We start from the raw sequence: 21654 nt of genomic DNA, 5'->3' as shown, positions 1-21654 counted from the left end.
CGCAGCCGCGTGCCCCCTCCCACAGCCGACTGAGGTCATCCGGCGGGGTGTCGCCGCTGGTGGGCGCGGTCGCGCGCGGGGTCGCGCGCGCAGTGCGCGCCGTCGCGCGCGCCTGGTGGTCGTCGCGCGCGGCCGGGGTTACTTGGGTCGGTGTCGGTGCTGAGGAGCTGGGTGAAGCGGGGCCAGAACGTCGCGGGCGAACGGATCGTGAGCGTGTGGGCCGCTTGGTCGAGTGGGCCGTCGAGGATGCGGAATCCGCCGTCGCGGCAGCGGGATCCGGGTGGGGTGATACAGCCGGTGCGGTCGTTGAACATCGGGGTGATGTCGAGGCTGAGCAGCCGGTCGGCCAGGGCCCGCAGGACAGGCTCGATCTCGGCGCGGGTGAGTGTGGTGCCCTCGGCGAGGGGGATCAGGATGTGGCGGCCGCCGCTGGTGGAGCGATCAGCAACTGTGCGGGCGCCGCAGGCGTGCAGCAGGGTCAAGCAGTGCTCGACGTCGCGGTCGACGGTGGCGGGGCTGTGGCCGTGTTTGGCATCGAAGTCCAATACCAGCAGCCGGGTCCGACCGTGGAGATATATCGGCACTGCCGCAGGCTGATCGGGCAGCTTGCGGTCAAGGATTGCGCGCGGTCAGCGAACCGCGGCGGCACTGTTGTCGGGTTCCACAACCGCATGGAACGTCGGGCAGCGAGCAAGGGTTCCAGCGTCGCGAACAATGCGTCGCGCGGTCGCCAACTGCTCGTCACCGGTTTCCACTACAAGAGCGGATCGATCACCTTCGACGTCTCTGTTGGGAGGCTCGTGCGAGCACGCGGACGACGTGGTGGTGTCGGTTGAATCATGGTTTGGGCAGGGTTCCCCCCGGAGGTGCCAGTCATGGACAGCCTTCGTGTTGTCTGGTGTGAAGTCTCCAGCGGCTACTGGGGGTTTCGGTTTATTGGTTCTGTTGGGCCGATCTCGGTTCCCGAGGCGGGTGCGATCCCTTACAGGCGGATCGCACCCACACCGACCGTCGCCGGTCGGAGGGTCAGGCGGGTTTCTGGTCGGCGACCACCTCCAATCGCGGTCCTACGACAGGGAATCCGAACTCCACTGCGCGGGCGATGATCCGGTCGACGGTGGATCGCCGCCACGTCGCCCCCGTCCGGGTCGACATCGCGGTGGCGACGGCGTTCGCGTTCATCCCCGTCGCGGCGAACTCCAGAATCTCGACGATCTCGGTGACCGATTTCTCACTACGCCCGGTCGCCACCAACTTTCCTGCGATCCGCGCCAGGTCCTCACCGAGACCCGCCGCACCAGGGTCGTGACCCGGATCATCCGTTTCGGCACGATCAGAGGGCAGATAGGCGACCACATCCTCGGACCCGCCTCCAACGTGCTGCATCAGGCGACCGGCACTCCGATGCTGGGTGTACGCAGGCGAAGGATCGTTCGTCGCGGCATCGTGCGTGGTGCTGTCAGTGGTGGCGACTGCCTCGATGAGTTCGGCGTAGCGAGTGGTCAGCCACGCGTGTAGCCACATCAATACCACCACCATGACCGGCGCGACCGCGTATTCCGCTGCTCTACCGAAGCTGCCTTGAATGAGGTGTGGACCGCAGTTCAATCCGACAGTGCCGGTCAGCAGCGCCGCTTCGAAGAACACGATCTTGGCGCGATCGACGCGTTGCCCGAGCCGGGCCGCGGTCGCGGCCTGGGCCATGATCTCCAGGATCGGCACCGAGATCATGGCCTCGATCCCGAACGACAACGCCCACAACAGCCACCACGTCGGCCCCGGTGTCACGTCGGCGGGTGTCAGGTTGCGGCCGACGTTGACCGCCGACCACAGCAACCCGACCCCCATCACACACCGCAACAGCAATGAGGAGCGCCTTGCCCGGTGATGCAAGGCCCCGACCAACGCGTCCGGGTTCGTCGCTCGCGCACGATCTGCCCGAGCGTTCGCCAACCATCGCAGCTGGCGCGCGTCCTGCTGCCGCAACCGGCGGGCCGACCGCTGTTGTCGCGCTTGTTCGGCCAGCTCGCCACGCACCGAACGCTTGCGCTGGCGCCGCCGCTGGGCACGCTCCCATCGGGCTAACCCTTGCTCGGCCTCGATCTCGGCGACCGTCATCGCCTGGTACAGCTCTGAGACTTCCTGCAGGGGGACGCAATTTCGGGCCACCTCGACCGATCGTCCGAGGGTCGCGGGATCGGCGAGCTGGTGGCTGGGTGATGTCGACTTCGGTGTCATGGATCCTGCCTCGGGCCGGAGGGGAGGTAATTGGGGTCGGCGCCGGATGCGGCCGCGCACGGATGCGGTTCACCGGTGAGCTCGGCAAGGGCTCGCGCGACTTCGGGCAGACCAGCGCGGGTGTAGAGCAGGGTCGTGGCACCACCGGGGTTGTCGGTGTGCCCGGCATAGGCCTTGGCGACCGGAACTCCGAAACGCCGCTCCACCCAGGTCAAGGTCGTATGCCGTAGCCAGTGAATGGAGATCTGGTGTGCCACCACCCAGGGGACCGCGGCGCCGATGCGCTGGAACATCAGGTGGTACTGGCGGTTGTTGACCGGATCGCCGTTGCGGTAACGGAGCAGACGTGCCTCGGCTTCGGCGGTGATGACCTTCCCATTGCGAGCACGATGTCCGACCGACCTGTCGTGCGGCTTTCGCCTGCGATGATGTTGCTGAAGTGCTTCCATCAAGGTCGGCGAGATCGGTTGCCACCTGGTGATGCCTCCCTTCTCTCTGAGATGGATGAGGCAGTTGGCGGGATCGAGATCGACCTCCCGCAAATCCACCACGCCCGCGCGGCGGCACGCCGTCTCGGTGTGCAGGCGAAGGATGAGGGTGTCCAACTCCGGGTCTTCACCGGATTCCGCCGCTGCCCGGTTGATCTCGACGAGTTGATCTCGCGACAGCGCGCGACGGCGTGACGGGGGCAAGCTGGGCATCGCCAGCTTCTTCCCAGGGTTGTCCTCTGACCGGATATAGCCGTCATCGACCGCGAACTCGTACAACTTGCGCAGCGCCGAGATCACCCCTCTGGCCGTGCCCTTGCCACCGACGTCATTGCGTCTCACCTGGCGCATCTCGACGATCTCGGCGATCAGGGACTTGAACTCGGTCGGTGTGGGCTCGTCGATCCGCCTGTCCGGCCACGCCTCGGCGACCCTGCGCAGAAACGACTGATACTGCACAACCGTCAAGGTCGCGGGCATCGCGGCCAGGACACGGGGAACGTAGTCCGCGAACCTGGGCACGTTCGGGTGCGACTCGTTGTGTGCCAACAGGGTCTGCATCTGGTCGAGCAGCCGTCTGGCGGTGTCGAGGTCATTGACGGAGGGCGTCGCGGTCACGATTGCCCCGATTCCACACGGTTGTCCTCACACGCCGCACCGACCAGACGATCAATCGCCCGTAGCGGCAGCACAGTCATCGCCATCTGTTGTGCATCGGCCACCAGAAGAACCTGGTCGCCGGCTGCGATCGCGAGAGCTCGGCGCGTACGCGCCGCGAGCCGAAGATCTCGATCGGAAGTGATCGAATTCTTGCCCGACTCGCAGACCGTAAGCCGCACACCGCCACTCGTGCTCATCCCAGAGAGCCGTAGGCCAGCGCACCAACCGAGCGCTGCGACGACCGATTTGTCGATCACGCGACCGTTGCGGTCGACGCGCCGCAGCCCATAGGTCCACCGATTATCGCGAGGCTGGGTCGGATAGACCAACTCGACCAAGGGAAACGCTGCATGCGCGGACGACTCGAACCTCGAAGCCCTATCGATCGAGGCGGTCGCGTCGGGAGTCAACGGCGTGATGATCTCGGAGTTCACCGGGTACCTCCCAAGCTTGCGTCGAGAGGCTCAGCGGCCGATGCGGGAGGTGGCGCAGTGATAGTTGGGATTTGGGACACCGGGGAGGAAGCGTATTCGCTGCAAAAGCGTGTCAGAAAACTTGTTCTAACTTGCAACACGCTCCAGTTCGGTGCGATTCGGCTTGTGACGCCGCGCTCGGCCTCGAACCTCGGTGGTCTCGTCCGCTATATTGAGCCCAAACCGTAGCGGCCCAGCCGATTCGGCAGGGGAGCGGACGGGTCACGACGACGTTCATGGCACAGATGTTCACGACGATTTTGGGGGGCAACTCGATGAGTGATCTCTCGGTAGAGACCGAAGCGGTCCGGGCGTTCGCCGCCACGAACGCCGGCATCGCCGACGATCTCGCGGGGGCGGGCAATTTCGACGCGGTGCGTAATGTCGCCGCGCTGGTTCCGGTGTTCGGACTGATCGGCATCGACTATCTGGCGATGTTCGCCGCGGCCCAGGTGCTGCAGGCCAAGGACATCAACGATCTGTCGGCCAAGTACGCCAAGCTTTCGGAGTCGGCGTTCAGCGCCGCCGCTGCCTACGACGCCACCGACTCGTTCAACGCGGGCGTGCTCGGCTCCATCGCGAACCAGATCGGGGGCGCGGTATGAGGCCACTGGACAGCGGCGTCATCGCGCCCGAGGGGCAGGTCGTCGAGCACGCGGCCGAGCAAAACGTCGCCATCGGCCAGCAGACCGTACTGGACGCACTGCAGAACTCGCCCGCCAAGGCGGTGCTCGACTTGCCGCTGCCCCAGCTGCCCGACGACATGCCGCCCATCGAACCGCCCGCGTTCGTGTTGTCGCGCAAGATCTCCGAAGACCAGCACACACTCGGCGCCGTTCCGCCGGGACTGTCCGGCCTGAACGGCGCGGCAGGGCCGGGCGCTCAGGATATTCCCGGCGTTCCGCACGAGGTCTCCGCCCTGCTGGGAGACACGAGCGCCGCGATCAACTACGCCGCCGCCCCGGTGGTCGAGGCCGCGCAGGGCGTTCTCGGTGGCGGGCTCGCCGACGCGCCGGCCGCCGTCGCCACCGCGGTGAATCAGGCCGCGTCCGCGCTGCCGCCGCTGCCCGCCGACCCGGTCGCCGCGCTGATGCAGGGTGTCGCGCTGCCCGCGCTGCCAGGCGTGGACATGCTGATGAAGCCGATCCTCGATCTGCTCGGCAGCTTCGGCACCGGCGTGATCGGCGCGCTCGACCCGACCGCGATCCTCAGCCAGTCCTCCAAGGTCATCGAGATGGCCATGCAGGTGGGCAAGGGCAGTATGGCCACGGTCGAGCAGCTCTGGCAGAGCCAGGCCGCCCGCAACGCGCAGGTCACCAGCCAGCAGGCGAACGTCGAGGGCCACGAGACCAGTCAGCGCGGCATCGATATCTCCGAGCTCACCCAACGTGCCGCCGCGGTAGTGCAGCAGGGCAACGCGCAGCTGCTCGGCATCGCGTCGTCGTTCGCCACCCAGGCGACCGCGCTGGCGCCGGTGATCCTGACCCCGCCTGCGCAGGCGACGCTGATTGCCTCGGCCACGGAGCACCTCGGTCACGCCGTAGGCGTGGTCAATGCCACCCGCGGTGACCTGGCGGGCAAGTCCGCCGAGCTCAGCGGCATGGTGCAGCAGCTGGTCGCGCCGGATGGCGGGCCTGCGCCGCAGGAGGTAGCGCAGGCGGTGGCGCAGAACGTCGGCCAGCCGATCCTGGAGCAGGCGCAGTCGACCGCGACAGACACGGCCACCAAGGCCGCGGGCCTGGACTCGTACGCACCGGGGACACCGTCGACCACGCCGTCATCGGTGCACACGCCGCACAGCCCGAGCACCAACCACGGCGTGCCGAGCGGTATCTCCGGCAGCCCCGGCCTCTCGGGAACACCCTCGGTGCCCAAGCCCACCGGCCTGCCCGGCACCACCGCCTCGCCGATCGCAGGTGCGCCATTCGGTCCGGGCGGCACCGGCACCACCCCCTCTGGTGCCAACAGCTTCATGGGCAGCCCGGCTGCCGGTGCGGGGCAGCGGAGCAACGACGAGGAGCACTCGCGCACCGTGCAGCCGTATCTGAGCCCGACCGGAAATGACGACCTCACCGGTTCGCTGGGAGAGTCCACGCCGGATGTTATCGGCGCGACGCACTCCGACGAGATCATCAGCTCCGACTACGACCAGGACCAGTTCTAGCCCCCACAAGGGCTTACCGGGCAACCCGGCCCGAACGGCGGCAACCGCTCGGTCCGGACCGCGGGTATCAGTTGTCCTGGACGAACGCGTCGAGCAGCTTCTGGTAGAGGTCGGCAAAGCGTTTTCGGCCGGCCTGCTGCTCGGCGCCGAGGCCTTCGGTGGCTTGGGGCGCGTAGACGACGAGATGCACGTCCTCATTCGGCGGCTGCGACATGCAGTCGATGATCTGGCTGCCCTGGTCGGTGGCCGTCGGCACACCGAGATCCACGGCCACGAGCGACCTGGTCTCGGCCAGCGCCGCGGTCAGCACCTCGGGTGGTACGTGCCCGCTGATCCGCCCCGGCGGGACATCCGGTGCGCGATCGGCGGCGACGGCGTCGGGGATCTTGACGGCCTTGCCGTCGGAGAAGATTTCCAGTTGCGGGCGCAGATCCACCCGGCTCTGCCAGCTGTCCGGAATGGTGGTCAAGGTGAATAGCGCCAGCGGCGCGGCGGCCGGAGGCAGCGCGCTGGGCTGCGGCGGCGGCGCGGTGACCGGGTCGGCGGCGGCGGTGACCGAGCCCACCGTGAGCGCCAGCATCGCGACCAGCAAGGCCGCTGTCGTACTTCGCTTCAATCCCATCTCCCAGCGTTGCCGTTTTCACCTGTGGCACAGGCGAACTACCGTCGATCATGACAGCAAAGCTGTGGTGCCGATGGAATCCGGGTCACCGCAGGGCGGACGGATTGTTCAGGTCCTGGGCCGAATAGGTGTCGCAGGCGCGCACCTCGCCGGTCCTGTAGCCGGTGAGGAACCATTTCTGCCGCTGCTCGGACGAACCGTGGGTCCACGCTTCGGGATTCACCCTGCCCTGCGCCGCGCGCTGGATGCGGTCGTCGCCGACCGCCGAGGCTGCCGAGAGCGCATCACGGACGTCGTTGTCCGACAGCGGTTTCAGGAACGGCTGGCCGCCGCCGGGTGCCGGCAGCTCATCCGCGAAGTGCGCCCAGATGCCCGCGTAGCAGTCGGCCTGCAACTCGGTGCGCACCGCGCCGGACTCCGGGCCGCGCGGATCCCGCTGTGCACGGCCGATGTCGCCGAGCTGATTCTGGATGTGGTGGCCGATCTCGTGCGCCACCACGTATTCCTGCGCGAGCGGGCCACCGCTGGAACCGAAACGGTCCACCAACTCCTGGAAGAAGCTCGTGTCGAAGTAGGCGGTCTGGTCGGCCGGGCAGTAGAACGGGCCGACCGCGCTGGTGGCGTTGCCACAGCCGGTCGAGGTAGCGCCGGAGAACAGCACCACCTTCGGCCGCACGTACCGCTTTCCGGTCTGCTGGGGGAGCTCGGTGGACCACACGGCGTCCAGGCTCTGCGCAGTGAGCGCCACCCGGCAGTCGATGTACTTGTTGGCGTCCGCGCCGGTCTTGCAGTGGCTCGGCGTGCCCGCCGTGCCCGGCTGCGTCTGGCTCTGATCCTGTGCCCCGGTGAAGTTGCCGAGGACCGAGCCGGGGTCACCGCCCATCAGGAGGGTCAACACCAGCACGATCAGTCCGCCCGCGCCACCGCCCAGCGCGATCTTGCCACCCATTCCGGGGCCTCCGCCGGACGAAACCCGATCGGGGTCGATCTGCATGCCCTCGTTGAAGGTCATCGTTGTCGCTTTCTCGTCGTCCGCTTTTCGTCGTCCGCTTTTCGTCGTCCGCTTTTCGTCGTCCGTAGCCCTCGGTCACACACTCGCCCGATACAGCTTGGCATGGGCGTGGTGATATCGGTTTCCACTCGACGAATGTGTCTCACTACGATGGACCCGCACCTGGTCACATCGCACCGGGTGCCGGAGTCGTCGAAAGGAACCCCGTGCTGCGCACCCACTTGGCTGGTTCGCTGCGAAGCGAGCATGCCGGTCAGACCGTCACCCTCACCGGCTGGGTGGCCCGGCGGCGTGACCACGGTGGGGTGATCTTCATCGATCTGCGCGATGCGTCGGGGGTCGCCCAGGCGGTGTTCCGCGAGGGCGAACCCGCCGCGCAGGCGCACCGGCTGCGCGCCGAGTACTGCGTACGCGTCACCGGCACAGTGGAACCGCGCCCGGATGGCAACGAGAACCCGGAGCTGCCCACCGGCACCATCGAGGTCAACGTCGCCGAACTCGAGGTGCTGAACGAGAGTGCCCCGCTGCCGTTCCAACTGGACGAGCAGCCCGGTGAGGAGGCGCGCCTGAAGCACCGCTACCTGGATCTGCGCCGCGAGGGTCCGGCGCACGCCATCCGGCTGCGGTCGAAGGTCAACGCGGCTGCCCGCGAGGTGCTGGCCCGCCACGAGTTCATCGAGGTGGAGACGCCGACGATGACCCGCTCCACCCCGGAGGGCGCACGCGACTTCCTGGTGCCCGCTCGCCTGCAGCCGGGCAGCTTCTACGCGCTGCCGCAGAGCCCGCAGTTGTTCAAGCAGCTGCTCATGGTCGGCGGCATCGAGCGGTACTACCAGATCGCGCGCTGCTACCGCGACGAGGACTTCCGCGCCGACCGTCAGCCCGAGTTCACCCAGCTCGACATCGAGATGAGCTTCGTGCGCCAGGACGACGTGATCCTGCTGGCCGAGGAGATCCTCGTCGCGCTGTGGAAGCTGGTCGGCTACGAGATTCCGACGCCGATCCCGCACATGACCTATGCGGAGGCCATGCGCCGCTTCGGTTCCGACAAGCCGGATCTGCGCTTCGGTGTCGAGATCACCGAGTGCACCGAGTATTTCAAAGACACCCCGTTCCGGGTGTTCCAGGCTCCCTATGTCGGCGCGGTGGTCATGTCCGGCGGCGCGAGCCAGCCGCGGCGCCAGCTCGACGCCTGGCAGGATTGGGCCAAGCAGCGTGGCGCGAAGGGGCTGGCGTATGTCCTGGTGAACGAGGACGGCACGCTCGGAGGCCCGGTGGCCAAGAACCTCAGCGACGCCGAGCGAGAGGGCCTGGCCAAGCATGTCGGTGCGGTACCGGGCGACTGCGTGTTCTTCGCGGCCGGTCCGGCGAAGGCGCAGCGCGGTCTGCTCGGTGCCGCGCGCGGCGAGATCGCCCGCAAGGTCGGCCTGATCGACGAGGACGCCTGGTCGTTCGTGTGGATCGTGGACGCCCCGCTGTTCGAGCCGACCGCCGAGGCGACCGCGAGTGGCGATGTGGCGGTGGGCCATTCCGCGTGGACCGCGGTGCACCACGCGTTCACCTCACCGAAGCCGGAGTCGCTGGACACCTTCGACACCGACCCGGACTCGGCGCTGGCCTACGCCTACGACATCGTCTGCAACGGCAACGAGATCGGCGGGGGCTCGATCCGAATCCACCGCCGCGACGTGCAGGAACGCGTGTTCAAGGTGATGGGTATCAGCCACGAAGAGGCGCAGGAGAAGTTCGGGTTCCTGTTGGACGCCTTCGCCTTCGGTGCCCCGCCGCACGGCGGCATCGCCTTCGGCTGGGACCGGGTCACCGCGCTGCTGGCCGGACAGGACTCGATCCGCGAGGTCATCGCATTCCCGAAGACTGGAGGCGGCGTCGATCCGCTGACCGACGCGCCCGCACCGATCACCGCGCAGCAGCGCAAGGAGGCGGGCCTGGACGCCGAGCCGGAGCAGAAGAAGGGTGAGGACGCGAAAGTCGCGAAGCCCCCGCAATAGCGGTCGCCCCCGCGGAACGGTACGTTCTGGTCAGCGTCGCCGCCGGCCCGGCGCCGCCGACCATGAGCGAATGGTGGCCGGGATCATTGTGCTCGAGCTCCGGCCTCGCGCGGGCAGCGAGGCCGGGCCGTCGAACGGCTCGAGCGTTGGATCGGTGCGGTCACTGATCGAGAAGTGATCGCCGGTTACCACGCGGAAACGGTGTCTCCGGTGAGCGTGCGGTAGGCGTAGGTCACCGCGATGGTCGCGACCGGGCCCGCGACCAGCAGACCGAGACCGCACAGCAGCAGCCCGAGGAAGGTCACCACGAGCACCGCGAGTGCGAGCAGGAGCACCGGCCAGATGTTGGCGACCACCAGCGTGAAGCTGGACTTCAGCGCCTCGAACGGTCCCTGGTTTTGGTCGACGACGTAGTGCAGCGAGAACATGCACAGCAGGCCAGCGACAAATCCGGGGACGAAGCAGATCGCGGAGCCGACGAAGGTCAGCAGGAATGCCAGCAGTGCGGTGAGCAGGACATTGCCCGCGTTCACGAAGCGGAAGTATGAGCCGAAAGACGGTGGCGTGCCGTCGGTTTCGTACAGTGCGCCGCGGACCATGGCGGCTTGCAGCAGCCACACGCCGGCCAGCACCGCGAGGAAGATGAGCAGCAGCGGCAGCAGCGTCGTCGGACCGGTGAGTTGCACGACGAGCACGAACGCCAGATAGATGACGAGGCCCAACGCGGTCACGCCGACCCACGGCCCTGGGTTGGCACGGAACTTCGCCAAGCCATAACTGAGCGCCCGGCCCACGTCGAGCGTGCCGGGGGCCGCGGTGACCTGCTGGTAGCCGTAGACCGGTTGCTGCGGCGGTATGGCGCCGGGCGGTGGCATCATGCCAGGCGGCGCATAGCCAGGACCGGTGCCTTGCGGCCCATAGGTGGGGTACGGCTGGGATGTCACCGGCGGGGCCGGCTCCAGCGGTTCGCTGCCGTACTGCGCCGCTCCCGGGCCCTCGAACTGCGGATATCCGGCCGAGCCCGCCATCTCGTGGCGTGCGTGGCCGGGTCCGGCGGTCGGCGAGGTCGGGTATGGGCTCTCGTGCTGTCCCGGCCGCGCCGCGAAGCGCTCGGCGTTCGGATCGGGGGCGCCGCCGGCTGGTTCCTTCGATGCGGGAGGCGGTGTTTCGGCCATGCGTAGACCTTTCGACTCAACTGGTTTGCGGTGTGGCGCAGAGCAGTTGACGATGACAAAACCTGACGGGCCCAATGGTGTCAAGCAATGCGCGGCCGTTCCGCGACCTCGGCACGGACACGCCGGACGACGCGGAAAGGTTGTGTAACCGCTCGCTAGAAGTGACCTGATGCGAGTACGTTGAAAGGCGATGACCGCACTATTGGCCGAACGCGCCACCGAAGTCGTGTCCGCAGCGCAACAGTTGCTCACAAAGCGAATGGGTGCTCCGGTAAAGCTGAGCGATCCGATCGAACTCAGCGGTAGTGGTAGGACGACCGTCCTACGCGTGCGTGTAGCAGAGAACGCTTTCTCGTTGCCGCGAACATTGATCGTCAAGCAGGTCCGCGGGGCAGCGCGGGATCGCCGGACCGGCGGTCTGGCTCCCGGCGTCGCCAGCGTCGATTCCGCGTTCCTCCGCGAGGCCGTCTCGTATCAATTCACCACCGCCCTGAGCCGGGAGCACCGGCCCGGCGCGTATCTGATCGCGCACAGTCTGCCGGACCGGTTGCTGATCCTCAGCGATCTCGGCGAGAACTCCCTGCTCACCGCCGTGCTGCGGTCCGGAGTCGAGCCCGCTACCCGCAACGCGCTGATGGCGTTCGCACAGGCGCTCGGCCGGATGCATGCCGCCACCGTCGGGCGCGAAGCCGACTTCGTCGCGCTGCTGCGCCGGGTCGATGTGGTGCACCGGGTCGACGGCATCGCGCAGCAGGCCGAGTCTGCGATCTCCGAGGTGCCCGGACTGTTGCAGCGCGAGCTGGGCATCGAGGTTCCCGGCGAGATCGCCGAGCGCATCGTGCGCGGCAACCGGCTGTTCTCCGCGGGGCGATTCCGCGGGTTCAGTCCGTCGGACCTGTGCCCGGACAACGTGATCTTGAACGAGGAGGGCGCGCGTTTCCTCGACTACGAGTGGGGTGGGTTCCGCGACGCCACCCTGGACATCGCCTACGCACTGGTGTCGTTCCCCGGCTGCCTGTGCGATGTCGAGCTCTCGCGGGAACGCGCCCAGCAGATGGTGGAGGCGTGGCGTTCCGAGGTGGTGGGCGTGTGGCCCGCGCTAACCGACGACGACCTGCTCGCCGAGCGGATCCTCGAAGCCCGGCTGATCTGGGTGTGGCTGTCCACCTTCTGGTTTCTGCCCGCCGACCATGCGCGCATCGCGTCCGCGCGCGAGCACGGACTTTCGGTGCCGCGCTCGGCGGCGCTGATCAACCGCTGGGCAGCGCTGGCCGAAGACGCGCGGTGCACCGGCGACGACATCGTTGGCGATTTCGCCGAGGACGTGTCGGCGATGCTGGAAGAACGCTGGTCGGAATAGTTTACCCACCTGCCGAGGTCATCTGGTGAGTCCGGTGAGGCGGGCCGCCAGATGTGCCCGTTCGACGGTGTGCTCGGTGAGCAGCAGCGCCGATCGGTAGGCCGTGGCCGCCTCCTCGACCCGGCCGAGTTCGGCGAGGAGCGCCGCGCGCGACGCCAAGAGATAGCCGTACGTAGCGAGTGCCGGGGGCGGCTGACCAAACAGGTCCGCGCTGGCCAGAAGCGGAACCGGCCCCACGGCAAAACCGGATACACCGGCGGCGGTATGGGATGCGGGGGAGGCTCGGAATGACGGTCAGCTCAGCGGGCCCTGCTGCGGCTCCATCCGGCTACCGGAGCGGACGCCGAACGAAGCGCCGTGGCGTACAGCGGAATTCGGGTCGGTCACGTCCAGGAGGTAGAACCAGTCCATCTGGGTCCGATCCGCGGTGACGTCCAGCACGCCGTAGCCGTGCGAATCCAGCTCGACGTAGTGCAGGTGATGATTGACGGACCTGATCGACGCGGCAATCAGCTCGGGGTCCAGCTTCAGCATGTCGCCGATGCTGGTCGAGGTCACCGAGGGCACGACGAACTCGGCGCCCGCCGTGTCGCCGCCCGGATAATTCGCGGCGTCGCGAGGAAGGTCCGCGGCCCAGGAGGAATGAATGTCGCCGGTCAGGAAGACCACATCGGAGATCCGCTGTTCGCCGATGGCGCGAAACAGGCGATCGCGGTCGGCGGTGTAGCCGTCCCACTGGTCGCCGTTCACCGACAGGCCGGCCTGCGGCAGGCCCATGGTGCAGGTGATCGCCGTCGTGGCGGCCGGTTCGAGCGGCGGGAAGGCCAGCGGGGCGATCATGACCGAGTTGCCGACCAACTTCCACTGCACCTGCGCGGACGCCAAACCCGCGGTGAGCCATTCCATCTGGGCCTTTCCGGTGATGGTGCGGGCCGGGTCGTCGGCCTCGCGCCAGCCCGCGCCGGGCTTCGCCTCCTGGTCGCGGTAGCTGCGAAGGTCCAGCATCGAGAGTTCGGCCAGCGTGCCGAAGCGCAGCCTGCGGTAGACCCGTACTTCGGCGCCGGATCCGGACGCCCGGATCGGCATCCACTCCAGATAGGCCTGCGCGGAGGCGGCGCGGCGATCCTGCCAGCGACCCTCGGTCGCGGGGTCGTGCTTGTTCGCGCCGCCGGACCAGGAGTTGTCCGCGGATTCGTGGTCGTCCCAGGTGCAGATGAACGGCTGGCGCGCGTGCAGGTCCAGAAGATCGGGGTCGGTCTTATACTGCGCGTGGCGAATTCGATAGTCGGAAAGGTTGACGATCTCATCGGCCGGGTCGTGCGGGCGCACGGTACCGTTGCGGCCGCCATACTTGCCGCGGCCGTACTCGTAGATGTAGTCGCCCAGGTGGACGATCGCGTCCAGATCGGTGCGGGCGGCCAGATGGCGGTAGGCGCCGAAGTATCCGGCCTCCCAGTTCGCACACGAGACCACCCCGAACCGGAGGCGTTCGGGAGAATCCGCGGTGGCGGGCGCGGTCTTGGTGCGGCCGACCGGGGAGGTCTCGCCGAGTGCGGTGAAGCGATAGAAGTATTCGGCGTTCGGCGCAAGCCCGGAGACGTCGACCTTGACGGTGTGGTCGGAATCCGCTGTGACCGTTGCGGTTCCGGACGAGATGACCGGATCGAACCGGTCGTCCGCGGCGACCTCCCAGCGTACGTTCGCCGGTGCGCCGACGCCGGAGCCTGGCGTCGCGTCGTCGGCGACGGTGACGCGGGTCCAGAGGATCACGCCGTCGGGGAGCGGATCGCCCGAGGCTACACCGTGCCGGAACACCGGCGTCCCGGCGCAGGCGCGCCCGGCGGCGACTACCGCGGTGGGGGCGACGGCGGCTGCCGCGCTGCCTTTCAACAGGGTGCGCCGAGCGAATCGCCCGAACGAAGCAGAATCTGAAACGACCACGTTTTCATGCACGAGTATTGATCACATCCGAACAACCGGCAACACGCAAATCGATTGCCGCGGTCGACATTCGAGGGACGGTGGGGCGACTCCGCAGCTGCACGACAGGGCCGGGCGGTGCCATGACGGCAGCGGCGAAACGACAGTCGCGGGTTGTTCCGCGATCGGCTCGAGCCCGACCCTCAATTTCCCGGAGCGGCCCCGTCGCGCGAGCCTGCGTGCGAAAATCGAGAACCCCACCGACCGGGCGCGTGCAGTGGGGCTGCGGTCGGGTCCGGCGGGCGCTGAGCGGCATGCGGCGCTGTCGGTGCGACTCGGTAACGTTCTTTCCCGTGAGCGATAGCTTGTTCGACGTGCCCGATGACGAGATCTCCGCGGAGCGCACGATCGACAATGTGGTGCGCAGGGATGTGGGGGCGCCGTTGGCGGTGCGGATGCGGCCCTCCTCGCTGGACGAAGTGGTCGGGCAGCAGCATCTGCTCGGCCCCGGCTCCCCGCTACGCAGGCTGATCGAGGGCTCCGGGGCGGCGTCGGTGCTGCTGTACGGCCCGCCCGGCACGGGTAAGACGACTCTCGCGGCGCTGATCTCGCACGCGACCGGCCGTCGCTTCGAGGCGCTCTCGGCGCTGTCGGCCGGGGTGAAGGAGGTACGCGCGGTCATCGATGTGGCACGACGCAGGCTGTCGGCGGGTGCGCAGACCGTGCTCTTCATCGACGAGGTGCATCGGTTCTCCAAAACGCAGCAGGACGCCTTGCTCGCCGCGGTGGAGAACCGGATCGTCCTGCTGGTCGGCGCGACCACGGAGAATCCGTCGTTCTCGGTGGTGTCGCCACTGTTGTCGCGCTCGCTGGTGTTGCAGCTGCAATCGCTCAGCGAGGCCGACATCCGGCAGGTGCTCACCCGCGCGATCGCCGACCCGCGCGGCCTCGGCGGCGCGTACACCGTCACTGACGTCGCCCTGGACCACATCATCCGGATCGCCGGCGGCGACGCCCGCCGCGCGCTCACCGCGCTGGAAGCCTCGGCCGAATCCTCTTCGGACGGCACGGTCGATGTCGACCTCGTCGAGGCCAGCGTGGACAAGGCGGCCGTTCGCTACGACCGCGCAGGCGACCAGCACTATGACGTGATCAGCGCGTTCATCAAGTCGATCCGCGGCTCGGATGTCGACGCCGCGCTGCATTACCTGGCCCGCATGTTGAGTGCGGGCGAGGACCCGCGCTTCATCGCGCGCAGACTGATGATCCACGCCAGCGAGGACATCGGCATGGCCGATCCGATGGCGCTGCAGACGGCGACGGCCGCCGCGCAGGTGGTGCAGTTGGTCGGCCTGCCCGAGGCGCGGCTCGCTCTGGCACAGGCCACGATCCATCTGGCCACCGCCCCGAAGTCCGGCGCGGTGGTGGCCGCGATCGGCGCGGCCATGGCCGACATCGCGGCGGGCAAGGCCGGATCCGTCCCGCCGCATCTGCGCGACGGACACTACGCGGGCGCGGCCGCGCTCGGCAACGCCCAGGGTTATCGATACCCGCACGACAACAAGGACGGTGTGCTCGCTCAGCAGTACCCGCCCGACGAATTGGTCGGCGTGGACTACTACCACCCCACCGACCACGGCCACGAACGCGAGGTCGGGCCCCGCATACGGAAACTCCGCCATATCGTCCGGGGGACCTGAGGACCGCGAGGCGGGATACGACCTGATCCCCAGGACGACCTGATCCGGGAAATGTCCAGTACCATCAGGCATCGGTTCGGCAAGACGATCGACTTGCCGACCAGGTCGGGTCTCATTCGACACCGAACCGCTGCAGGTCTGGGTTCGCTGACTTCTCGCAGCAACGCCACGACCCTGGTCGATGAATAATCGCGTGCGCAGCACCGGTAGGCTGGATATCTGTGCAGACCCACGAGATCCGACGGCGTTTTCTGGACCATTTCCTTCGCGCCGGCCACACCGAGGTGCCGAGTGCCTCGCTGATCCTGGCCGACCCGAACCTGCTGTTCGTCAACGCGGGCATGGTTCAGTTCAAGCCGTACTTCCTGGGTCAGGAGGCGCCGCCGTACCTGCGGGCGACGAGCGTGCAGAAGTGCGTCCGCACCGGCGACATCGAGGAGGTCGGTGTCACCACGCGGCACAACACGTTCTTCCAGATGGCGGGGAACTTCTCCTTCGGTGACTACTTCAAGGAGGGGGCGATCACCCTCGCCTGGGAGTTGATCAGCAAGCCCCAGGATGAAGGCGGCTACGGGTTCGACCCCGAGCGGATCTGGGTGACCGTGTACCAGGACGACCCGGAGGCGGCCGAGATCTGGCGCCGGGTCGCGGGCGTCCCCGAGGAGCGGATCCAGTTCCGCGACGGCAAGGACAACTACTGGGACATGGGCGTGCCCGGCCCCGGTGGTCCGTGCTCGGAGATCTACTACGACCGGGGGCCGGAGCACGGCCGCGACGGTGGGCCTGTCGCCGACGAGGACCGCTACCTCGAGATCTGGAATCTTGTGTTCATGCAGGACGTCCGCGGCGAGCTGAGCCCGAAGCTGGGCCACCCGCCGGTCGGGACACTGCCGAGGAAGAACATCGACACCGGTATGGGTGTCGAGCGGATCGCATTGCTGCTGCAGGGCGTGGACAATGTCTACGAGACAGACCTGCTGCGCCCGATCATCGACAAGGCCGAGGCGCTGACCGGCCGCTCCTACGGCGTACAGCATGAGGACGACGTGCGCTTCCGCGTGATCGCCGACCACGCCCGCACCGCCGCCATGTTGATCGCCGACGGCGTGAACCCGGGCAATGACGGCCGCGGTTACGTGCTGCGGCGCCTGCTGCGCCGCATCGTGCGCTCGGCCCGCCTGCTCGGTGCCGAGAAGCCGGTGATGGGCGAGTTCATGAAGGTCGTCAGCGATCTCATGGCTCCGTCCTATCCGGAGCTGTCCACCGACTTCGGCCGGATCGAGACCGTCGCGGTCGGTGAGGAGACGGCGTTCCTGAAGACGCTGAACACCGGCTCCACCCTGTTCGAGAACACCGCGGCCGCGGTGAAGGCCGGGGGCGGCGCGACGATCGCCGGGGCGGACGCCTTCACTTTGCACGACACCTACGGCTTCCCGATCGATCTGACCCTGGAGATGGCCGCCGAGGCCGGTCTCTCGGTCGACGAGGAGGGCTTCCGCTCGCTCATGGCCGAGCAGCGCAAGCGCGCCAAGGAGGACGCTCAGGCCCGCAAGCACGCCCACGCCGACCTGACGATCTACAAGGAGTTGGTCGATCGCGGCGCCACCGAGTTCACCGGCTTCGACGAGTTGACCTCCGAGGCCACGGTGCTGGCCCTGATTGCCGACGGCGTCCGGGTGCCTACCGCGACCGCGGGCCAGGACGTCGAGGTGATCTTGGATCGCAGCCCCCTCTACGCGGAGTCCGGCGGCCAGATCGCCGACCGCGGCAGCATCACCGCCTCCGGCATGAAGCTGCGCGTCAACGACGTGCAGAAGATCGCCAAGAAGCTGTGGGTGCACAAGACCACGGTCGAGCAGGGCCAGATCACCGAGGGCGATGTGGTGCTCGCCCAAGCCGACCCGGCCTGGCGGCGCGGCGCCACCCAGGGGCACTCCGGCACGCACATGGTCCACGCCGCCCTGCGCCAGGTGCTCGGCCCGAACGCGGTGCAGGCGGGCTCGCTGAACAAGCCGGGCTACCTTCGATTCGACTTCAACTGGCAGGGCCAGCTGTCCGAGCACCAGAAGGCCGACATCGAGGCCGTGTCCAACGACGCGGTCGGCTCGGACTTCCCGGTCAACACGTTCGTCACCGACCTGCCGAAGGCCAAGCAGATGGGCGCCCTGGCGCTGTTCGGCGAGAATTACGGCAGCGAGGTCCGCGTCGTCGAGATCGGCGGCCCGTTCTCGATGGAACTCTGCGGTGGCACGCACGTGCGGCATTCCTCGCAGATCGGCCCGATCACGGTGCTCGGCGAGTCGTCGGTCGGCTCCGGTGTGCGGCGCGTCGAGGCGTTCGTCGGCCTGGACTCCTACAAGTACCTTGCCAAGGAGCGCGCGCTGCTGGCGGGTGTCGCGTCGTCGCTGAAGGTGCCCTCGGAGGAGGTGCCCGCACGCGTCGAGCAGTTGGTGGAGCGGCTCAAGGTGGCCGAAAAGGAGCTCGAGCGGACCAAGACGGCCGCCGTGCTGTCCGCGGCAGGCAAGTTCGTCGAAGAGGCCGAGCGGATCGGCCGCCTGCTGCTGGTCGCCGTCGCCGCGCCCGAGGGAGTGCCCGCCGGCGATCTGCGGACGCTCGCCACGGATATCCGCGGCCGGTTCGGCAGCGAGCCCGCCGTGGTGGTACTGCTCGGCAACGCCGACGGCAAAGTGCCGTTCGTGGTGGCCGTGAACAAGCCCGCCCAGGAACTCGGCGTCAAGTCGGGTGATCTCGTCGGCAGCTTCGGCCCCAGCATCGCGGGACGCGGCGGTGGTAAGCCGGAGATGGCGCAGGGCGCCGGTTCGGAGCCGTCCGGCATTCCGGCGGGCCTTGCCGCGGTCCGCGCTCGGGTGGCCGAACTGGCCGGGTGATGGGCGACGCTGAGAGTCTGGAGCGGTCGGCGCCACGCGGCTCCGACCGACCAGATCCTGACACCGATCCCGGTCGGGGGAGACGGATCGGGGTCGATGTCGGCAGCGTCCGCATCGGGGTCGCCGCCTGCGATCCCGACGGCATTCTCGCCACGCCGGTGGAGACCGTGCCGCGCGCGAAACAGAATCAGCGCACTGCTGGGGCGGCTCCCGATATCGGCAGAATTGCCGAAATTGTGCGGGAGTACGAGGCCGTCGAGGTCATCGTCGGATTGCCGCGAACATTACGCGGGGAGAAGGGCACTGCCGCTACGCTGGCCATCGCATTCGCTGAGCGATTGCGGGCCGCTGTCGCCCCGGTGTCTGTCCGGCTTTCCGACGAACGTTTGACTACGGTGTCAGCTGCACGTGCATTGCGGGCCAGTGGAGTTCGCGCGCGTGGCCAGCGGCAGGTGATCGATCAGGCGGCGGCCGTGTCGATCCTGCAAGGATGGTTGGACGAACGGAGTGCGGTATTGAGGTCGGTGGATGCGGGACGCCCTGTGTCGTCCGGGGACGATGCATGACGGATCGGTGGGCGCGGGCCGAGGAACTGTTCAGACAGCGCGAAGCTGATCGGCGTTACCGCAGAGACGACCAGGCCTGGGATGAATACGACGAGGAAGACGCGCACGCGCCTCGCCATGTCGTCGGCCGTGACTACGACGACTACGACGACGACACCACTGTCATCCCCCGCTACGTCGATGACGATGACGATGACGATGACCCCGCGCCGCCGCCTGCCCCGCGAATCGGCAACCAACGTCCGCGCGTCAGCCGCCAAGTGGCGCCACGCCGCCCGAAGCGGGCGCAGCAGGAGCGCCCCACGCGCTCGCAGCGCGGCAAACGCTCCCGGGCCGCTTCGCGCAAGGCGGCCGAGCGCAAGCGGCGGCGCAGGAACCTGTGGATCATCGGTGGTGTCTTCGTGCTGCTGTTCACCGGCGCCGCCGTGTTCGCGGGAATGAAGCTGATCGGCAGCATGGCCGGCCCGGAGGATTACGCGGGTCCGGCGGGCCCGCTCGTGGTGGTGCAGGTGCAGCCGGGCGACACGTCCCAGCAGATCGCTTCGACCATGGTCGAGCGCGGCGTCGTCGCGAGCACGGGCGCGTTCGTTCAAGCGGCGGTACGCAACTCGAACATGAGCGCGGTGCAACCCGGCTACTACGCGATCCCCAGCCGCAGCCCCGCCGTGCAGGCGGTGAGTGCCCTGATCAACAAGTCCTCGCGGGTCGGCAACTTGGTGGTGTCCGAGGGGCGTCAGCTGCACGACCAGCAGGATGTGAACACCGGATCGCGCAAGGAAGGCATCTACCGCAAGATTGCGGACGCCAGCTGCGTCGGAACCGGGCCCACCCAGAAGTGCGTGACTTATGACCAGCTCGACGCCGCGGGCGCGGGCATGAACCTGGCCGCGCTCGGCGTGCCCCGCTGGGCCGATCAGGTCCTGCGCAATGTCCCCGACCGCAGCAGGCAGCTCGAAGGCCTGATAGCGGCGGGCACCTGGGATTTCGATCCGAGTGGGACGCCCGAGCAAATCCTCGCGCAGCTGGTGACCGCCAGTGCGCGCAGTTACGAGGGCACCGGGCTGCTGCAGTCGGGCGCCGAGACCAAGCTGAACCCCTACCAGACGCTGATCGGGGCCTCGCTGGTCGAGCGGGAAGCGCTGCCGCAGGACATGTCCAAGGTGGCGCGCGTGATCGTGAACCGGTTGCGGGTCGATCAGCCGCTGCAGTTCGACTCGACGGTGAACTACACCCTCGACCGCACCGAGGTCGCGACCACCGACACCGACCGGGCCCAGCGCAACCCGTGGAATACCTACGCGATGCCCGGGCTGCCCGCCACGCCGATCTCGGCGCCGTCGCTGAATGCGCTACGCGCCATGGAGAATCCGGAGCCGGGGGCGTGGCTGTACTTCGTCACCGTCGACAAGCAGGGCACCACCCTGTTCACGGACGGCTACCAGGAGCACCTGCGCAACATCGAGAAGGCAAGGCAGAGCGGAATCCTGGACAGTGGCCGGTAATCGCAAGGCGGCGGTGCTCGGCAAGCCGATCGCGCACTCCCGTTCCCCGCAGCTGCATCTGGCGGCCTATCGCGCGCTCGGATTGGACTGGACCTACGAGCGCATCGAGTGCTCAGCCGAGCAGCTGCCCGGGGTGGTCGACGGGCTCGGGCCGGAATGGGTCGGGCTCTCGGTGACCATGCCGGGCAAGGAGGCCGCCCTGGCGTATGCGAGCGAGCGCACCGATCGGGCCGTGCTGGTCGGGTCGGCCAACACGCTGGTCCGTACCGAGGGCGGCTGGCGGGCGGACTGCACCGACGTGGACGGGGTGTTGGGCGCGCTGCGCGACGGTGGGGTCACCGAGCTGGCCGAGGGCGTGGTGCTCGGCGCGGGTGGCACCGCGCGGCCTGCGCTGCTGGCGATGGCTGAGCTGGGTGCGAAGGCGGTCACCGTGATAGCGCGGGACGCTGGGCGGGCCGGCGGCGCACTGGAGCTCGCGGAGCGGCTCGGGATGACCGCCGCCCTGGTCGGCTTCGACGCCGAGGCCATCAGTGCGGCCTGCGCGTCCGCGGGGGCTGTGGTGAGTACTATCCCCGCGACCGTCGCGGCGACCGTCGCTGACCCGGTGGCATCGGCCCCCGTGGTGCTCGACGCGATCTACGACCCGTGGCCGACCCCGCTGGCCGAGGCTGTCGAGCGCGCGGGGCACGCGGTGGTCAGCGGACTGCAGATGCTGTTGAACCAGGCCTATGGGCAGGTCGAGCAGTTCACCGGGCAATCGGCGCCGCGCGCCGAGATGGCCGCCGTGCTGGCGGGCGCTGCGTAGGTCCACGGGTGCCGCTCCCGCGCGGCGGGCGGACTAGGCAGAACGACGGAGATACTGATACGAGTTCTAGTT

Annotated in this window: 17 protein-coding genes; 9 read left to right on the top strand and 8 right to left on the bottom strand. The window is 68.2% G+C overall.

Annotated features, from left to right (window positions below):
• Positions 1 to 35: 35 nt before the first annotated feature.
• From OHB12_RS11540 to OHB12_RS11530, 3 genes are all read right to left on the bottom strand, one after another.
• A complete protein-coding gene (locus OHB12_RS11540) occupies positions 36 to 584 on the bottom strand; it encodes a hypothetical protein (RefSeq protein WP_327118833.1) in 549 nt (182 codons plus the stop codon).
• Positions 585 to 1026: 442 nt separating this feature from the next.
• Positions 1027 to 2238: a hypothetical protein gene (locus OHB12_RS11535; protein ID WP_327118831.1), complete on the bottom strand. Its 1212-nt coding sequence runs from the start codon at positions 2236 to 2238 to the stop codon at positions 1027 to 1029.
• Positions 2235 to 3344, bottom strand: a complete 1110-nt coding sequence (locus tag OHB12_RS11530; protein WP_327118829.1) for a tyrosine-type recombinase/integrase — start codon at positions 3342 to 3344, stop codon at positions 2235 to 2237. Before OHB12_RS11530 ends, OHB12_RS11535 begins: the two co-directional genes overlap by 4 nt.
• Positions 3345 to 4134: 790 nt before the next feature.
• On the opposite strand from OHB12_RS11530, the gene OHB12_RS11525 reads away from it, so the two are divergent.
• Positions 4135 to 4464, top strand: a complete 330-nt coding sequence (locus OHB12_RS11525; protein WP_327118827.1) for a type VII secretion target — start codon at positions 4135 to 4137, stop codon at positions 4462 to 4464.
• A complete protein-coding gene (locus OHB12_RS11520) occupies positions 4461 to 6023 on the top strand; it encodes a hypothetical protein (protein ID WP_327118825.1) in 1563 nt (520 codons plus the stop codon). Before OHB12_RS11525 ends, OHB12_RS11520 begins: the two co-directional genes overlap by 4 nt.
• Before the next feature lie 67 nt (positions 6024 to 6090).
• Here the strand turns inward: OHB12_RS11520 and OHB12_RS11515 are convergent, their stop codons facing one another.
• A complete protein-coding gene (locus OHB12_RS11515) occupies positions 6091 to 6645 on the bottom strand; it encodes a hypothetical protein (protein ID WP_327118823.1) in 555 nt (184 codons plus the stop codon).
• Positions 6646 to 6730: 85 nt separating this feature from the next.
• Positions 6731 to 7657: a KPN_02809 family neutral zinc metallopeptidase gene (gene ypfJ, locus OHB12_RS11510; RefSeq protein WP_327118822.1), complete on the bottom strand. Its 927-nt coding sequence runs from the start codon at positions 7655 to 7657 to the stop codon at positions 6731 to 6733.
• Between the two features lie 206 nt (positions 7658 to 7863).
• On the opposite strand from ypfJ, the gene aspS reads away from it, so the two are divergent.
• Entirely contained in the window at positions 7864 to 9666 is a 1803-nt protein-coding gene (aspS, locus tag OHB12_RS11505; RefSeq protein WP_327118821.1) for an aspartate--tRNA ligase, read from the top strand.
• Positions 9667 to 9851: 185 nt separating this feature from the next.
• Here the strand turns inward: aspS and OHB12_RS11500 are convergent, their stop codons facing one another.
• Positions 9852 to 10841, bottom strand: a complete 990-nt coding sequence (locus OHB12_RS11500) for a hypothetical protein (protein ID WP_327118819.1) — start codon at positions 10839 to 10841, stop codon at positions 9852 to 9854.
• A 190-nt stretch (positions 10842 to 11031) separates the two neighbouring features.
• Here OHB12_RS11500 and OHB12_RS11495 point away from each other — a divergent pair, with 190 nt between their 5' ends.
• The gene (locus OHB12_RS11495; protein ID WP_327118817.1) at positions 11032 to 12201 is read left to right on the top strand and encodes a phosphotransferase family protein; all 1170 of its coding nucleotides are present in this window, start codon (positions 11032 to 11034) and stop codon (positions 12199 to 12201) included.
• 18 nt (positions 12202 to 12219) lie between these two features.
• On the opposite strand, the gene OHB12_RS11490 is transcribed toward OHB12_RS11495, so the two are convergent.
• Both OHB12_RS11490 and OHB12_RS11485 read right to left on the bottom strand, forming a co-directional pair.
• Positions 12220 to 12360, bottom strand: a complete 141-nt coding sequence (locus OHB12_RS11490; protein WP_327118815.1) for a hypothetical protein — start codon at positions 12358 to 12360, stop codon at positions 12220 to 12222.
• A 135-nt stretch (positions 12361 to 12495) separates the two neighbouring features.
• Positions 12496 to 14142: an alkaline phosphatase D family protein gene (locus tag OHB12_RS11485; RefSeq protein ID WP_327118813.1), complete on the bottom strand. Its 1647-nt coding sequence runs from the start codon at positions 14140 to 14142 to the stop codon at positions 12496 to 12498.
• A 332-nt stretch (positions 14143 to 14474) separates the two neighbouring features.
• Here OHB12_RS11485 and OHB12_RS11480 point away from each other — a divergent pair, with 332 nt between their 5' ends.
• From OHB12_RS11480 to OHB12_RS11460, 5 genes are all read left to right on the top strand, one after another.
• Positions 14475 to 15821 carry a replication-associated recombination protein A gene (locus tag OHB12_RS11480; RefSeq protein ID WP_327118811.1) on the top strand — a complete coding sequence of 449 codons (1347 nt, stop codon included), beginning with the start codon at positions 14475 to 14477 and terminating at the stop codon, positions 15819 to 15821.
• Positions 15822 to 16042: 221 nt separating this feature from the next.
• Positions 16043 to 18709: an alanine--tRNA ligase gene (gene alaS, locus OHB12_RS11475; protein ID WP_327118809.1), complete on the top strand. Its 2667-nt coding sequence runs from the start codon at positions 16043 to 16045 to the stop codon at positions 18707 to 18709.
• A complete protein-coding gene (gene ruvX, locus OHB12_RS11470; protein WP_327118807.1) occupies positions 18709 to 19275 on the top strand; it encodes a Holliday junction resolvase RuvX in 567 nt (188 codons plus the stop codon). Before alaS ends, ruvX begins: the two co-directional genes overlap by 1 nt.
• Complete coding sequence (mltG, locus tag OHB12_RS11465; protein WP_327118805.1) at positions 19272 to 20777, top strand: endolytic transglycosylase MltG; 1506 nt, start codon at positions 19272 to 19274, stop codon at positions 20775 to 20777. The genes ruvX and mltG overlap by 4 nt, the downstream gene beginning before the upstream one ends.
• A complete protein-coding gene (locus OHB12_RS11460) occupies positions 20767 to 21582 on the top strand; it encodes a shikimate dehydrogenase (RefSeq protein WP_327118803.1) in 816 nt (271 codons plus the stop codon). Before mltG ends, OHB12_RS11460 begins: the two co-directional genes overlap by 11 nt.
• Positions 21583 to 21654 lie beyond the last annotated feature (72 nt).

Source organism: Nocardia sp. NBC_01730, from assembly GCF_035920445.1.
GTDB lineage: Bacteria > Actinomycetota > Actinomycetes > Mycobacteriales > Mycobacteriaceae > Nocardia.
This window is presented reverse-complemented; position numbering and strand designations above follow the sequence as displayed.